13 protein-coding genes are annotated in these 15,239 nt (G+C 50.4%); 7 read left to right on the top strand and 6 right to left on the bottom strand.

All coding sequences use genetic code 11. From position 1 onward, the window contains the following. Positions 1–74 precede the first annotated feature (74 nt). From purL to gloB, 3 genes are all read left to right on the top strand, one after another. Positions 75–4,085, top strand: a complete 4,011-nt coding sequence (gene purL, locus ACTHSW_RS06125; protein ID WP_070461865.1) for a phosphoribosylformylglycinamidine synthase — start codon at positions 75–77, stop codon at positions 4,083–4,085. 811 nt (positions 4,086–4,896) lie between these two features. After that, positions 4,897–5,982 (top strand): hypothetical protein, encoded by a 1,086-nt coding sequence (locus tag ACTHSW_RS06120; protein ID WP_070461860.1) that lies wholly within the window; start codon positions 4,897–4,899, stop codon positions 5,980–5,982. Positions 5,983–6,005: 23 nt separating this feature from the next. Beyond that, positions 6,006–6,755 (top strand): hydroxyacylglutathione hydrolase, encoded by a 750-nt coding sequence (gene gloB, locus ACTHSW_RS06115; protein WP_070461858.1) that lies wholly within the window; start codon positions 6,006–6,008, stop codon positions 6,753–6,755. Positions 6,756–6,824: 69 nt separating this feature from the next. On the opposite strand, the gene guaA is transcribed toward gloB, so the two are convergent. From guaA to dut, 3 genes are all read right to left on the bottom strand, one after another. Beyond that, positions 6,825–8,390 (bottom strand): glutamine-hydrolyzing GMP synthase, encoded by a 1,566-nt coding sequence (guaA, locus tag ACTHSW_RS06110; RefSeq protein ID WP_070461856.1) that lies wholly within the window; start codon positions 8,388–8,390, stop codon positions 6,825–6,827. A gap of 148 nt (positions 8,391–8,538) precedes the next feature. Next, positions 8,539–8,865 (bottom strand): hypothetical protein, encoded by a 327-nt coding sequence (locus ACTHSW_RS06105; protein ID WP_063067841.1) that lies wholly within the window; start codon positions 8,863–8,865, stop codon positions 8,539–8,541. 186 nt (positions 8,866–9,051) lie between these two features. Then, the gene (dut, locus tag ACTHSW_RS06100) at positions 9,052–9,504 is read right to left on the bottom strand and encodes a dUTP diphosphatase (protein WP_003680707.1); all 453 of its coding nucleotides are present in this window, start codon (positions 9,502–9,504) and stop codon (positions 9,052–9,054) included. 110 nt (positions 9,505–9,614) lie between these two features. Between dut and pdxH the strand changes: the two genes are divergently transcribed. The 3 genes from pdxH to ACTHSW_RS06085 all read left to right on the top strand — a co-directional run bounded on the left by pdxH (position 9,615) and on the right by ACTHSW_RS06085 (position 12,240). Further along, positions 9,615–10,247: a pyridoxamine 5'-phosphate oxidase gene (gene pdxH / locus ACTHSW_RS06095; protein WP_070461852.1), complete on the top strand. Its 633-nt coding sequence runs from the start codon at positions 9,615–9,617 to the stop codon at positions 10,245–10,247. A 159-nt stretch (positions 10,248–10,406) separates the two neighbouring features. Continuing rightward, positions 10,407–11,465 (top strand): pseudouridine synthase, encoded by a 1,059-nt coding sequence (locus ACTHSW_RS06090; protein WP_070461850.1) that lies wholly within the window; start codon positions 10,407–10,409, stop codon positions 11,463–11,465. Positions 11,466–11,826: 361 nt separating this feature from the next. Next, a complete protein-coding gene (locus ACTHSW_RS06085; protein WP_070461848.1) occupies positions 11,827–12,240 on the top strand; it encodes a hypothetical protein in 414 nt (137 codons plus the stop codon). A gap of 52 nt (positions 12,241–12,292) precedes the next feature. Here ACTHSW_RS06085 and rlmB read toward each other — a convergent pair whose 3' ends face one another. From rlmB to ACTHSW_RS06070, 3 genes are all read right to left on the bottom strand, one after another. Further along, complete coding sequence (gene rlmB / locus ACTHSW_RS06080; RefSeq protein WP_004520319.1) at positions 12,293–13,042, bottom strand: 23S rRNA (guanosine(2251)-2'-O)-methyltransferase RlmB; 750 nt, start codon at positions 13,040–13,042, stop codon at positions 12,293–12,295. A 62-nt stretch (positions 13,043–13,104) separates the two neighbouring features. Then, positions 13,105–13,413, bottom strand: a complete 309-nt coding sequence (locus tag ACTHSW_RS06075) for an AzlD family protein (protein WP_003680717.1) — start codon at positions 13,411–13,413, stop codon at positions 13,105–13,107. Beyond that, positions 13,410–14,120 (bottom strand): AzlC family ABC transporter permease, encoded by a 711-nt coding sequence (locus tag ACTHSW_RS06070; RefSeq protein WP_070461846.1) that lies wholly within the window; start codon positions 14,118–14,120, stop codon positions 13,410–13,412. The genes ACTHSW_RS06075 and ACTHSW_RS06070 overlap by 4 nt, the downstream gene beginning before the upstream one ends. A gap of 102 nt (positions 14,121–14,222) precedes the next feature. Between ACTHSW_RS06070 and ACTHSW_RS06065 the strand changes: the two genes are divergently transcribed. After that, positions 14,223–15,197 carry a PhoH family protein gene (locus ACTHSW_RS06065; RefSeq protein ID WP_004520317.1) on the top strand — a complete coding sequence of 325 codons (975 nt, stop codon included), beginning with the start codon at positions 14,223–14,225 and terminating at the stop codon, positions 15,195–15,197. Positions 15,198–15,239 lie beyond the last annotated feature (42 nt).

Below are 15,239 nucleotides of genomic sequence, written 5' to 3'. Positions count from 1 at the left end.
ATAAATTCACAAGCAAAATTGCATTTTTCAGGTATAATAATGGATTCCCCAACTGCATTTTGTGAGCTGAATCCATGTCTGTTGTTCTGCCCTTGCGCGGTGTAACCGCCCTTTCCGATTTCCGTGTTGAAAAACTCTTTCAAAAAGCAGCCGCACTCGGCCTGCCCGAAGTCAAATTAAGCAGCGAATTTTGGTATTTTGTCGGTAGCGAAAAAACACTTGATGCCGCGACAGTCGAAAAACTGCAAGCCTTACTGGCAGCGCAAAGCGTTGAACAAACGCCCAAAGCGCGCGAGGGCTTGCATTTATTTTTGGTAACGCCCCGTTTGGGCACCATTTCTCCTTGGGCTTCCAAAGCAACCAATATCGCGGAAAACTGCGGTTTGGAAGGCATTGAACGTATCGAACGCGGCATGGCCGTATGGTTGGAAGGTGCGCTTACCGACGGGCAAAAACAACAATGGGCAGCCCTGTTGCACGACCGCATGACCGAAAGCGTGTTGACCGACATCGATGCAGCGGCGCAACTGTTCCACCACATCCAATCGGAAACCTTCTCCAGCGTAGATGTATTGGGCGGCGGTAAAGAAGCATTGGTCAAAGCCAATACCGAAATGGGCTTGGCGCTTTCGGCCGATGAAATCGATTATCTGGTTGAAAACTATCAGGCTTTAAACCGCAATCCGTCCGATGTTGAATTAATGATGTTCGCTCAGGCAAACAGCGAACACTGCCGCCACAAAATCTTCAACGCCGACTTCATCCTTAACGGCGAAAAACAACCGAAATCCCTCTTCGGCATGATTCGCGATACGCACAATGCGCATCCTGAAGGCACAGTCGTTGCCTATAAAGACAACTCATCCGTGATCGAAGGCGCGAAAATCGAGCGTTTCTATCCGAATGCAGCGGAAAACCAAGGCTACCGTTTCCACGAGGAAGACACCCATATCATCATGAAAGTGGAAACACACAACCACCCGACCGCCATCGCGCCGTTTGCCGGTGCGGCAACGGGTGCGGGCGGTGAAATCCGCGATGAAGGCGCAACAGGTAAAGGCTCGCGTCCGAAAGCAGGCTTGACCGGCTTTACCGTCTCCAACCTGAATATTCCAGGCTTGGAGCAGCCTTGGGAACAAGCCTACGGCAAACCCGGCCATATTGCTTCTCCTCTAGACATCATGATTGAAGGCCCGATTGGCGGCGCAGCGTTCAACAACGAATTCGGCCGCCCGAACCTCTTGGGCTACTTCCGTACCTTTGAAGAAAAATTTGACGGTCAGGTCCGCGGCTATCACAAACCGATTATGATTGCCGGCGGCTTGGGCAGCATTCAGGCACAACAAACACACAAAGATGAAATCCCCGAAGGCGCATTGCTGATCCAACTGGGCGGCCCGGGTATGCTCATCGGCTTGGGCGGCGGCGCGGCCTCTTCCATGAACACCGGCACAAACGACGCGTCTTTGGACTTCAACTCCGTACAACGCGGCAACCCCGAAATCGAGCGCCGCGCGCAAGAAGTCATCGACCGTTGCTGGCAGCTTGGCGACAAAAACCCGATTATCTCCATCCACGACGTCGGCGCAGGCGGCCTGTCCAACGCCTTCCCCGAACTCGTCAACGATGCCGGACGTGGCGCGGTATTCAAACTGCGTGAAGTGCCGCTGGAAGAACATGGCCTCAATCCGTTGCAGATTTGGTGTAACGAATCGCAAGAGCGTTATGTATTGTCCATTTTGGAAAAAGATTTGGAGACCTTCCGCGCCATCTGCGAACGCGAACGCTGCCCGTTCGCCGTAGTCGGTACAGCGACCGACGATGGTCATTTGAAAGTACGCGACGATTTATTCTCCAACAATCCCGTCGATTTGCCGTTGAACGTCTTGCTCGGCAAACCGCCCAAAACCACGCGTACCGACAAAACGGTTACGCCGTCTGAAAAACCGTTTAACGTGGGCGATATCGACATTACTGAAGCCGCCTACCGCGTTTTGCGTCTGCCTACAGTAGCCGCCAAAAACTTCCTGATTACCATCGGCGACCGAAGTGTCGGCGGCATGACCCACCGCGACCAAATGGTCGGCAAATACCAAACCCCCGTAGCCGACTGCGCCGTTACCATGATGGGCTTCAATACCTATCGCGGCGAAGCGATGTCTATGGGCGAAAAACCGACTGTCGCCCTGTTTGACGCGCCTGCTTCGGGCAGAATGTGCGTCGGCGAAGCCATTACCAACATCGCTGCGGTCAATATCGGCGACATCGGCAACATCAAACTCTCCGCCAACTGGATGGCGGCATGCGGCAACGAGGGCGAAGATGAAAAACTCTACCGCACCGTTGAAGCAGTTTCTAAAGCCTGTCAGGCATTGGATTTGAGCATCCCCGTGGGCAAAGACAGTTTGTCGATGAAAACCGTGTGGCAGGATGGCGAAGAGAAAAAATCCGTGGTTTCGCCGTTGAGCCTGATTATTTCTGCGTTTGCTCCAGTAGAAGACGTACGCAAGACTGTTACGCCTGAGTTGAAAAACGTCGAAGACAGCGTATTGCTGCTGGTTGACTTGGGCAACGGCAAAGCGCGTATGGGCGGCTCTGCATTCGGTCAGGTTTACAACAACATGACCGGCGATGCACCTGATTTGGACGATACAGGCCGTCTGAAAGCGTTTTACAACGTGATTCAACAGCTTGTCGCCGAAGACAAACTCTTGGCGTATCACGACCGCAGCGACGGCGGCTTGTTTGCGACGCTGGCGGAAATGGCGTTTGCGGGGCGTTGCGGGTTAGATATCACATTGGGAAGCATACTTTTTGCAACCACGATAGCAACCTATACACCTGCCCAGGTTGACCACGACCTAGGCTTTGTTAATGCTGGTTCTATCATCTCTACCGAAGAAAACATAATCCGTTCGCTGTTTAATGAAGAGCTTGGTGCAGTTTTACAAGTTCGTGCAGAAGATGCTGATTATGTACTCAAGCAATTTGACAAGAAAGAATTTTTTGTAAACAAGGGAGGCTTCTCTCCGCGCAAGATAGGCAAATTTGCCAGCCATTATATTGGCACAATCAATCCGACATCCGACCGTCTTGTAATCACAGTTGACGATGAAACTCTGTTCGACCAACCACGCGCCGACCTGCAACGCGCATGGCAGGAAACCAGCCATGCCATCCAAAAACTGCGCGACAACCCTGCCTGCGCCGACAGCGAGTTTGCCCTGATTGGCGACAACGAACGCAGCGCATTGTTTGCCAACGTGAAATTTGACGTGAATGAAGACATCGCCGCTCCATTTATCAACAGCAGCGCGAAACCCAAAATCGCCATCCTGCGCGAACAGGGCGTAAACGGCCAAATCGAAATGGCCGCCGCCTTTACCCGCGCCGGATTCGATGCTTACGACGTGCATATGTCCGACCTGATGGCAGGCCGCGTCAACCTTGCCGACTTCAAAATGCTGGCGGCGTGCGGCGGCTTCAGCTACGGCGACGTACTCGGCGCAGGCGAAGGCTGGGCGAAATCGATTCTGTTCCACCCTGCTCTGCGCGACCAATTTGCCGCCTTCTTCGCCGACCCGAACACGCTGACATTGGGCGTGTGCAACGGCTGTCAAATGGTCAGCAACCTTGCCGAGATTATCCCGGGCGCAGACACATGGCCTAAATTCAAACGCAACCTGAGCGAACAGTTTGAAGCGCGCCTGAGCATGGTTCATGTTCCGAAATCCGCGTCGCTGATTCTGAACGAAATGCAAGGCTCCAGCCTGCCTGTTGTGGTCAGCCACGGCGAAGGCCGCGCCGACTTCGCGCTTCACGGCGGCAACATTTCTGCCGATTTGGGCATTGCGCTGCAATATGTGGACGGTCAAAACCAAGTGACCCAAACTTATCCGCTCAACCCTAACGGCTCACCGCAAGGCATCGCCGGTGTGACCAACGCCGACGGCCGCGTTACCATCATGATGCCGCATCCGGAACGCGTATACCGTGCCGCGCAAATGAGCTGGAAACCGGAAGACTGGACGGAATTGTCCGGTTGGTACCGCCTCTTCGCCGGAGCAAGAAAAGCTTTGGGCTAATGAAAAGCTTGATTTGATCAGGCTTTAAGAAAGGCCGTCTGAAACAGGAAAAGCAAAATTTTCCGCTCCCTGTTTTCTGACGGCCTTTATGCTTCCTTACTACTCTTTTCTGCATTGACTACCGCACAACATTTCATTTATGTATAAACATAAATAGGAAATTAAAATGGGCACCTTAGGCAAGATATTAATAAAATTTTCTGTTTCATTAGTTCTTATTTGTCAAATAGCTTATATTTTAAATATTTATTTAACAATTAAATATAAGATAGAAATGATGAATGTCACCGAAGACATACTAATCATAACCTATGATATAACTCAAATATTATCTATTTTTATTATTTTTGATATTCTAATTATATTAATTTTATTGACCTATATAAAATTTATTAAAAAACACAAGCTAGATAAACTATAAAAATACCTAAAATTAATAAAGAATAATTGAGACAATAACTTATATTTTAAAGCCATCTGAAGGCGATGTGTCTGAACTTGTTGAACGCCGCCAACAGACTAAGTGTGTCTGTTGTAGCCTAAAAGGTGGGGCGGATGCCCGATTATTAGGTATTCGGAGGGGTTTAAGGGGATATTTGGGTAGAATCAGGAGTGATTGGAGTGGAAACAGCCGAAAACTTGTGTTTGGGTTTCGGCTGCTGGTGAAAGGGCTTTTTGCAAAGGTCTCATTTGTTTTCAGATGACCTTTTTGCGTCCTTTTGCGTATAAAGACCAAACCCGTCGCCGTCATTCTGTATAATTGCCACTTTTAAACTATAATCGACATATTCAGACGGCCTTTCCCGACATTATGACTCGACAAGCCTTTATCCTCAGCGATTGTGAATTTTCCGAATGCGGAGAAAAGCCTTACGCCCTGTTGACCGCGAATCCGACGAAGGAACACCACTTCATCGCTCAAACCGAGCAGCGACAGCATGCGCATAATCCGCAGGTCAGCCCGCAAAACCAAAACGTTTACCGCCTGCCCTTGTCAATGTTCCATACTGGCGAAAAAGCCCGCGGCAAAGAACAAAACCGCAGCGAAGCGATAAGCGTCAACATCATCGGCAACTTGGCGGCGAAAAACCTCTATACGCTGACCTTTGTCGAAGATTCCGCCAACCAATACAATCTGGAAAGCTGGTTCAACCGTCATGAAAGCGGCTACGAAGAGGCCTGCAATCATCTGCGTACCTTACCTGCAGGCCGTCTGAAAACAACTACGGCAAATGCCGATACCGTCAAAGTACCGGATGCCTTGTGGCGGATATTGCGGCTGAAATTCCTCGGCATTCTGCGCAATCCGCACAACCACAAAAACCTGTTTGCCCACCGCCTGCACCAAACGCTTCGGGCGCGGCTGCCGGAAGTCGGTTTTGAATTTGTCCGCTTGATCAGCAAACGCGACCCCAAGCGCATCGAAGCCATTATGCAGGACTACCGTTTCACCTTTCTCGGCTATGTCGATTGGCTGGGCGGGCTTTACGGTATGTTGAGCGAAGGCGTGGCGCAGCCGTCGTTGTTTGAACGGCTGTTTTGCAACATCTTTGCCGAACCCGAAGCAGTGAAAATCGAATTGTTCCGCTATCCTGAAAACACGGGGCTGTGCCTGTTTGGCGACAGCAGTTTCTGCCTGCAAGCCTCGGCCAAGCTATTCAGTGTCGGCGTTAATATTTCGCACGATATGTTTGCCGTCGTCCATCTGCAAACCGACCGTTGGCACGCGTTTAAGAATACTTTTCATCACGACGCGCCCAAACTGCGAGGCCAAGTGCGGATTATCGACGGCGACCAAACCCAAAGATTGCTGTTCAACCGACTGTGCATCCATCAGGCTCATGAAGCCGTATTCGGCCAAAGCCCTAAAATCAAAGATTATTTAGAGGCCGTCTGAAACCCCCAACCAGAAGAAAGCATATGAAAATCACGCCAATCCAAGCCCTAAACGACAACTACATCTGGATGATTCAAGAAGGCAACCATGCCGCCTGCGTCGATCCGTCCGATGCCACACCCGTTTTGAAATTCCTCGTCCACAACCGCCTGATGCTGGCGCAAACATGGATTACCCATCCGCACCCCGACCATACCGGCGGCGCAAAAAGCCTGTTCCACGGATTTTTAGAATCCCCAATCTATGGCGAAAGCGACATCGACGTGGCAACCCATACCGTCACCGCAGGTACGCAGTTCCCATTTAGCGAAGGCTTGGTCACCGTTTGGGCAACCCCCGGCCATACCGACCGCCACATCAGCTATCTGTTGGAAAATTCAGACGGCCTGCACGTTTTCTGCGGCGATACCTTGTTCTCAGCCGGTTGCGGCCGCGTATTTACCGGCACAATCGAGCAGCTTTACGACAGCTTCCACCGATTCAACCAGCTGCCCGAAGAAACGCTGTTTTATCCGGCGCACGAATACACCGCCTCCAATCTGCGCTTTGCCCAGCATATCGAGCCGGACAATGCCGACATTCAGACGGCCTTGTCCGCAGCCGAACACACGCCGACACTGCCTGTCAGCCTGGCGCACGAGCGCAAAGTCAATCCGTTTTTCCGCGTACACCTGCCCCAAGTTCAGGCACGCGCCGAAGAATTGAGCGGACGAAAATTAAACAGCGAACTCGAAGTCTTCGCCGCTTTGCGTGAATTGAAAAATCAATTTTAATTGGGCTTAGTCCCTAAAGAATAAGGCCGTCTGAACAATATCTGTTCAGACGGCCTTATTCTTTAGGGATTATTCCCATTCAATCGTGGCAGGCGGTTTACCGCTGACATCATAAACCACGCGGTTGATGCCTTTGACTTCGTTGATGATGCGGTTGGACACGCGGCCGAGCAGCGAGTATGGGAGCTCTGCCCAGTGGGCAGTCATAAAGTCGCTGGTAATCACGGCACGCAAGGCAACGACGTAATCGTAAGTACGGCCGTCGCCCATTACGCCGACGGATTTCACAGGCAGGAATACGGCAAAGGCTTGGCTGGTCAGGTCATACCAAGATGTGCCGTTTTCATCGGTAGTATTGCGCAATTCTTGAATGAAAATATCGTCTGCTTGACGGAGCAAGTCGGCGTATTCTTTTTTCACTTCGCCCAAGATACGCACGCCCAAACCGGGGCCCGGGAACGGATGACGGTACACCATTTCGCGCGGCAGGCCCAAAGCGACGCCCAGTTCGCGCACTTCGTCTTTGAACAAGTCGCGCAACGGCTCAAGCAGCTTGAGTTTCATGTTTTCAGGCAGGCCGCCGACGTTGTGGTGAGATTTGATGGCATGGGCTTTTTTGGTTTTTGCGCCTGCGGATTCGATTACGTCAGGGTAAATCGTACCTTGCGCCAACCATTTGGCGTTAGTGAGTTTTTTCTCTTCAGCATCAAATACTTCGATAAATTCCGCACCAATGATTTTGCGTTTTTTCTCCGGATCGGTCACGCCGGCAAGTTTCGCTAAAAACTGCTCTTCGGCATCAACGTGAATCACGCGTACGCCCAAGTTACGGGCAAACATATCCATCACCATTTTGCCTTCGTTCAAACGCAACAGACCATGGTCAACAAACACGCAGGTCAGTTGGTCGCCGATGGCGCGGTGAATCAGCGCGGCCGCTACGGAAGAGTCCACGCCGCCGGACAAACCCAAAATCACTTCGTCGCTGCCGACTTGTTCGCGGATTTTGGCAACGGCTTCTTCGATGTAGTTCGGCATGGTCCAGCTTGGTTGTGCGCCGCAAATATCCAAGACAAAGCGGTTCAACAACGCACGGCCTTGTTTGGTGTGGGTCACTTCAGGGTGGAATTGGATGCCGTAGAATTGTTTCTCAGCGTTTTCCATCATGGCAATCGGGCAAGACGGGGTATCGCCGATGACAGAGAAGCCGGTAGGCAGTTTGGAAACTTTATCGCCATGGCTCATCCATACGTCGAGCGTGTTTGGCGCATCGTCTTGAATGCCGCGTGTCAGCTCGCTGTCGATGGTTTTGACTTGCGCATAACCGAATTCGCGTTGGTTGCCCGGGGTAACTTCGCCGCCCAAGTGGTGCGCCATAAATTGCATGCCGTAACAGATGCCCAAAACCGGAATGCCCAAATCAAAAATACCGGTATCGGCTTGATAATCGGATTCGTATACAGAATTAGGGCCGCCGGAGAGGATGATGCCTTTCGGGTTGAAGGCTTTGATTTCTTCCAAAGGCATATCGAAAGAATGCAGTTCGCAGTAAACGTGGGCTTCGCGCACGCGGCGGGCGATCAGCTGGGTAACTTGCGAGCCGAAGTCGAGAATAAGGATTTTGTCTTGGGTCATGGCGAAAACTTTGCAAAATGTAAGAAAACGGTGCGGCCGAGAGGGTAAATTTCAAATTTAAACCACAATAAAAAAGGCCGTCTTAAACGGCGGATTATACCATTGTTCAGACGGCCTTTATAGGGCAAAACCCAAATCTCTCATCTTTCTATTTTGTGTGTTTCTCAGGAACCATATCGCTGCGTGAGAGCAACAGCAGACAACCCAACACGACCATGCCGATGGCCAATAACGGCGAGAGGTAAATCCAGTAGCTCATGTGCAGATAAATGGCTGTACCGATATAAACCAGCATCGGGCCGGAAACAATGGACTGTTTGTTGATGCCGTCCATAATCAACACGGCAAAGCCCAAAATAATTAATGCACCGGCAATCATTGTCGATGTCGCAGGCAAAATATCCGTAGCGCGTAAAAACCAAATCGCACCAAAGATAATCAAAAACAAAGGCAGAAAAAGTGAGGGGCGGGACATAACAACGCTCCGTAAAGGTTTCAGACGGCCTGTATTATTGGGTGCGTCAGCCATGCAGGCAAGATATAAAAATGCAATCTTGTGTGTAATTATGCAAAGGTTGGCACAACAAAAAAGCCGTCTGAACAGCGGCAAACCGAAATCGAATATTTCAATTTATCCTGTTACAGACGGCCTTTCAAATCATCAGGCTTTGCCGGTACTGCCGAATCCGCCTTCACCGCGCTCGCTGGCGGCAAACTCGTCCACAACCTTAAACGCGGCTTGGACAACTGGCACAATCACCATTTGTGCGATACGCTCCATCGGCTCGATGGTAAACGCTTCTTTACCACGGTTCCACAGAGAGACCTTCAATTCGCCTTGATAATCCGAGTCAATCAAACCGACCAAGTTACCCAAAACAATACCGTGTTTATGACCCAAGCCAGAACGCGGCAACAAAACGGCTGCATACGCAGGGTTGGCCAAATGCACCGCCAAACCGGTCGGCACGAGATACACATCGCCCGGCTGCAATACAACGGCTTCATCCAGGCAGGCACGCAAGTCCAAACCGGCGGAACCGGGCGTTGCATAAGCAGGCAGGGAATCGGCCATTTTCGGATTTAAGATTTTCAGTTCGACTTCGGTTTGCATGACAGGACTCCGTATTGTTCTATATTGGAAAGGGCTACGATTATACACAAATGCCCTTGAGGCCGTCTGAAAAAACGGAGTATGATTCAGTCAGACCTAAGGAGAAAATCATGGATCTGCACAATATCCGCGAAGATTACAGCAAGCGCGAGCTGTCGGAAGCCGAATGCCACGCCGACCCGATTGTCCAATTTGAGCAATGGCTGAACGAAGCCATTCACGCCGAAGTCAACGAGCCGACAGCGGTCAACGTTGCCGCCGTGGGCGAAGACGGCAGGCCCAACAGCCGCATGGTACTGCTAAAAGAAGTCAACCCAAAAGGCTTTGTTTTCTTTACCAATTACCACAGCCGCAAAGGCCGCTCCTATACGGCGCACCCCTTTGCCGCTATGACTTTTTTCTGGCCGGAACTCGAACGCCAAGTGCGTGTTGAAGGACGCATTGAAAAACTCGACGCCGCCGCTTCGGACGAATATTTTGAAAGCCGCCCGTATACCAGCCGTATCGGCGCATGGGCAAGCGCGCAAAGCGAAGTGATTTCCAGCAAAGCCGTCTTGGTGGCCAAAGCCGCGGCCATCGGTGTCAAACATCCCCTGCATGTTCCCCGCCCGCCGCATTGGGGCGGATACCTCGTTATTCCCGACCGTATCGAATTCTGGCAAGGCCGTCCCAGCCGCCTGCACGACCGCATCCAATACCGCCTGGTTGACGGCAACTGGATACGCGAACGCCTTTCACCATAATTTTCGGATTTTCAAACAAAAATTTACTGGTTGAGTTACAATACAGCCTTTCATCGGCAGGCCGTCTGAATCTGATTTTCAGACGGCCTTTTCCCCCAATCCAACCCCTGCCGCAACCGCCGCAGAAGAACCGCTTTTTCAAGCGAGTTAGGAAAAATCATGTCCAAACAGCCTTCCAGCAAACGCCAATGGCGCGACGGCGTATCATCTACCGCCCAAAAACCCTCCAAACCGGCCAAATCCTTTGCCAATAAAAAACGTCCCGACAACGAGCGAAAAACATCAGGCAAACCTTACGGCCAAAAAGTTTCAGACGGCCCTAAAGCTCAAAATACCGCGCCTAAACAACGTGCTGCCAAAGCCAAAAAACTGGTTGTCCGCAACCCCAACCAAAAAATCATGGAGCACGCCCGCGATTTGAAAGAACGCCGCAGCGACCTTTCCCGCTTCGAACCCGAGCGCCTGCAAAAAGTCCTGGCTGCTTCCGGCGTCGGCTCACGCCGCGAAATGGAAGAATGGATCAGCAACGGCTGGGTAACGGTCAACGGCCGTGTAGCCCAACTGGGTGAAAAAGTTACGCCCGACGATCATGTTACCGTCAAAGGCAGCATCATCAAACTCAAATGGGCAGACCGCCTGCCACGCATCATCCTCTACTACAAACAAGAAGGCGAAATCGTTTCCCGCGACGACCCGCAAGGCCGCGTCAGCATTTTCGACCGCCTGCCACAAGCAGCCAGCAGCCGCTGGGTAGCCATCGGCCGTTTGGACATCAATACCAGCGGCCTTTTGATCCTGACCACTTCAGGCGAACTGGTTCAACGCTTTGCCCACCCCAGCTTTGAAGTCGAACGCGAATACGCCGTGCGCGTATTGGGCGAGTTGACCACCGAACAAATGCGCGTCCTGACCGAAGAAGGCGTGATGCTCGAAGACGGTTTGGCAAAAGTCGAACGCATCTACGAACAAGGTGGCGAAGGCGCGAACAAATGGTACAACGTCGTCATCAAAGAAGGCCGCAACCGAGAAGTACGCCGCATTTTTGAAAGCCAAGGCCTGACCGTCAGCCGCCTCGTCCGCGTAGGCTTTGGCCCCATCGGTCTGCCAAACCGCCTCAAACGCGGCCAGTTCTACGAACTCAATCCGGCAGAAGTCGCCAACATCATCAAATGGGCAGATATGCTGCTGCCTGGCGAACGTCGCCGGAAGAAAAGTTAATGTAAGATAAATCGGGGCTGAGACTTTTGCAAAATCGTCTCAGCCTTATAACATCTTGCTTTAGTCATAAAAATCAAGAGAATTAAAACTCAAATCTCTTAGCACAAAACATATTATTACAAATTTATTCCATTTATTTTAAATATTTGAATAATTTATATTTTTTCTACTTTATTATTAAATATAAGCAGAGCTGCTCCAACCTTCACAAGGCTGTACTCAATAATAGCCTATCCCTTCATCTCAACTAATCGGTATATTTACTACTTCCCAATACATCCAAATTTCCAAATGCTTTGGCATAAATTTCTTATTTATAAGATAATGCTATTTCTTTAACCATTATAAAAAAGGGGAAACTATGTTTGATTTTATAAAGCGGAAATTTCGTGAAGCCATCATTGACCCGATTTCCGACAGTGTTCGAGAAAAACAGGAACAATTGGCAGAAACGGCTTCTGAATATGCGGCACCAAGCGTTTTCTACCTACTCTTCGCCATTACAGGAGCAGTAGCCGTCATTTTGGTTTTACTTAGCCTTTCACTCTATATAGGCCAGCTTTTAGGCAGCTACCTATACGGACTATTTATCTTTACCTCATTTTTTATCTTATTGTTTTTATTTGTATGGGCAATGCGTTCTCGTATTGAAACAGCCGTTAAAAAAACCGTATATGAGCTTTTAAAACCATCAACAGATGCCGATGTTACGATTCCTTTGGTGGAGGCGGAAGTTTTAGAAGAAACGGAAATCAAACGTTTGGAACAACATTAAAATTTTGAAAGGCCGTCTGAAAAACATTCAGACGGCCTTTTAATTAAACTTTTTATTTTTCCGATTTCAACACGCGTTGACGGCGGGTTTCGCTCAATACCATGCCTGCGCTGACGGAAACGTTCATGCTTTCTACCGTGCCAAACATCGGAATCGATACCAGCATATCGCAATGTTCGCGCGTCAGGCGGCGCATACCCTCGCCTTCGTTGCCCATTACCCAAGCCACGCTGTCTGGCAAGTCGCAGTGGTAAAGGTCGGAGTCGCCGCCCATGTCTGTGCCGACAATCCAAATACCGTACTCTTTTAATTCACGTAAAGTACGGGCAAGATTGGTTACGGTAATATACGGCACGGTTTCCGCCGCGCCACAGGCAACTTTGCTGACAGTCGCATTCAGGCCGGCGCTTTTGTCTTTGGGCGCAATCACGGCATGTACGCCCATCGCATCGGCAGTACGCAGGCATGCGCCAAGGTTGTGCGGGTCGGTAATGCCGTCCAATACCAGCAAAAACGGCGGTTCGCTCAGGTTTTCCAACACATCTTCCAAGTGAACATGGTTTTTGGAGGCATCGATAAACCCGACCACACCCTGATGACGCGCCCCTTTGCTGATGGCATTCAGGCGGTCGGCATCAGCAAAATGCACGCGTACGTTTTCAGAGGCCGCTTTATCCAATACATCGCGGGTGCGTGCATCGGATTTGCCTTCTTGGATATAGAGTTCGGTAATTGATTTCGGGTTTTGCCACAAACGGGCATTGACGGCGTGAAAGCCATAGATGAGTCGTTGGTTTGCCATGTTTTTGCTTTATCGAAAAATTCAGACGGCCATTATAACAAGTAAGGCCGTCTGAAAATTTTTTATTTCATCAAATAACCGAGTATGCCCGAAGTGCCAACGCCGATTAATACCGTCACCAACATCGAAAACCGGCTAGCCGCCAATACCGTCAAAGCAATGGCAATCAGCTCATGCGGTTTATCCGACACAAAATATGGCGCAATCACAGAAATCAACACACAACCCGGCGCAGCCTCCATAACCACTTGCGCGCGACGGCTCAACGTACGGTTGCGCAATGCAAAAAAGCCGATTAATCGGGTTGAATAAGTAACGGCCAACATGCTTAAAAACAGCAAAAACGATTGCAGCGACAACAAATCCTTCATTTTTGCTCTCCCCACAAATACGCCACCAATAAACCCGATAACGTTCCGGCCGGAACATACCATGCGCCATCCACGATCAAATAGGTTGCGCACGCCACAATCAGGCTGACAAACCAAGGGCGCGAAGCCGCAAAGCTCTTCCACATCCCGCGCAGCAACACCAAAAACACCGCAGGAAACGCCATGCCGAAGCCCCAAGCCGCCACATCGCCGAACATTGGACCTACTGCCGCACCAAACGCCGCAAAACCAATCCAAGTTACATACAAAATAAAGCACACGCCGGCATAAAACGGCATATTGAATGCAGGCAAACCTGCCGCCTTACGCTTTTGAATTTCAGCAAACGCCATTGCCCAGCTTTCATCACACATAAAAAACAGCGCGGGCATCGCCTTTTTCAGCGGCATATCCCTCATATACGGCGCAATCGCCGCACCCATCAGGATATGGCGCGAATTGATCATAAACGTAACCGTTGCAATCAGCAGTATCGGCAAGGGATTTGCCCACAAATTGACTGCGGCAAATTCCGAACCTCCGGCAAAGTTCATGCCCGTCATCAGCAGCATTTCCAGCCAACTCATGCCTTTCTGCCCACCCTGCATGCCCAAAATCAGCGCCCACGGCAACAAGCCGATCAGCATGGGAGAACATTCTTTGATACCGCGCAGAAATTCCGATTGAGGAGAAGCAGTGTGATTCATTTTGATTGAAACGGTTTATTAAAAAGAAGCGACGTATTATAAATCAGGCCGTCTGAACAAGGGTATAATATGGAAAAATTAGATTTATTTACGGAAACCGATATGACCCACACCGTCCATCTGCAGTTTGAAGAAATTGACAATACCGTGTTGCAACGCCTGTGCGGTGCGCTCGACAGCAATCTCGAAGCCTTAGGCAAAGCCCTTGATATCCAAATCAGCCGCCGCTTCGAACATTTCACCTTCATGGGCGAACTGGCACATGCTGGCCGCCGTGCCTTGCTGTCGCTTGCCGAAGCCGCAGAAAAAGGCGACTTGGACGACAACGCCATCAGCCTCGCGGCCGTCGAAGCAAAAACCGCAGATGAAAAACACGAAGAAAAACACCACGACCAACAATACTATTTCCGCACCAAACGCGGCAGCATCGGCGGCCGCACCCCGCGTCAAAACGGCTATATCCGCGCCTTGCTCAACCACGATGTCGTGTTCGGCTTAGGCCCTGCCGGTACGGGTAAGACCTATCTTGCCGTTGCCGCCGCAGTCGATGCCATGGAAAAACATCAAATCGAACGCATTGTTTTGGTGCGTCCCGCAGTCGAAGCAGGCGAAAAATTAGGCTTCCTGCCGGGCGATTTGGCGCAAAAAGTCGATCCCTACCTGCGACCGCTTTATGATGCGCTTTATGATTTAATGGGTTTCGACCGCGTAACCAAATTGATGGAAAAAGGTTTGATTGAAATTGCGCCGCTGGCCTATATGCGCGGCCGTACCTTAAATGGCGCATATGTCATTTTGGACGAAGCGCAAAATACCACGCCCGAACAAATGAAAATGTTCCTGACCCGTATCGGCTTCGGTGCCAAAGCAGTCATTACCGGCGACATCAGCCAAATCGACCTGCCACGCAACATCAAATCCGGCTTGAAAGATGCACGCGAAAAACTGCGCGACGTAGAAGGCCTGTATTTCCACACCTTCACCAGCGAAGACGTCGTCCGTCATCCTTTGGTGCAGAAAATCGTCGAAGCCTATGAAGCAGCAGAAGAACAAGCTGAAAAGAAAAACGGCGAATAATCTTTTCAAACACTGAAGGCCGTCTGAAAATCAAATTTCAGA

The sequence above is a fragment of the Neisseria sp. P0008.S004 genome, assembly GCF_051962755.1.
Taxonomy (GTDB): Bacteria; Pseudomonadota; Gammaproteobacteria; order Burkholderiales; family Neisseriaceae; genus Neisseria; species Neisseria subflava_A.
The sequence above is the reverse complement of the archived record's forward strand: the minus strand, read 5'-3'. Positions and strand labels throughout refer to the sequence as shown.

What these genes read in the sequence shown, in the direction of transcription:
- purL (WP_070461865.1), top strand. Translation starts at nt 75, where the DNA reads ATGTCTGTTGTTCTGCCCTTGCGCGGTGTAACCGCCCTTTCCGATTTC.
- ACTHSW_RS06120 (WP_070461860.1), top strand. Translation starts at nt 4,897, where the DNA reads ATGACTCGACAAGCCTTTATCCTCAGCGATTGTGAATTTTCCGAATGC.
- gloB (WP_070461858.1), top strand. Translation starts at nt 6,006, where the DNA reads ATGAAAATCACGCCAATCCAAGCCCTAAACGACAACTACATCTGGATG.
- guaA (WP_070461856.1), bottom strand. Translation starts at nt 8,390, where the DNA reads ATGACCCAAGACAAAATCCTTATTCTCGACTTCGGCTCGCAAGTTACC.
- ACTHSW_RS06105 (WP_063067841.1), bottom strand. Translation starts at nt 8,865, where the DNA reads ATGTCCCGCCCCTCACTTTTTCTGCCTTTGTTTTTGATTATCTTTGGT.
- dut (WP_003680707.1), bottom strand. Translation starts at nt 9,504, where the DNA reads ATGCAAACCGAAGTCGAACTGAAAATCTTAAATCCGAAAATGGCCGAT.
- pdxH (WP_070461852.1), top strand. Translation starts at nt 9,615, where the DNA reads ATGGATCTGCACAATATCCGCGAAGATTACAGCAAGCGCGAGCTGTCG.
- ACTHSW_RS06090 (WP_070461850.1), top strand. Translation starts at nt 10,407, where the DNA reads ATGTCCAAACAGCCTTCCAGCAAACGCCAATGGCGCGACGGCGTATCA.
- ACTHSW_RS06085 (WP_070461848.1), top strand. Translation starts at nt 11,827, where the DNA reads ATGTTTGATTTTATAAAGCGGAAATTTCGTGAAGCCATCATTGACCCG.
- rlmB (WP_004520319.1), bottom strand. Translation starts at nt 13,042, where the DNA reads ATGGCAAACCAACGACTCATCTATGGCTTTCACGCCGTCAATGCCCGT.
- ACTHSW_RS06075 (WP_003680717.1), bottom strand. Translation starts at nt 13,413, where the DNA reads ATGAAGGATTTGTTGTCGCTGCAATCGTTTTTGCTGTTTTTAAGCATG.
- ACTHSW_RS06070 (WP_070461846.1), bottom strand. Translation starts at nt 14,120, where the DNA reads ATGAATCACACTGCTTCTCCTCAATCGGAATTTCTGCGCGGTATCAAA.
- ACTHSW_RS06065 (WP_004520317.1), top strand. Translation starts at nt 14,223, where the DNA reads ATGACCCACACCGTCCATCTGCAGTTTGAAGAAATTGACAATACCGTG.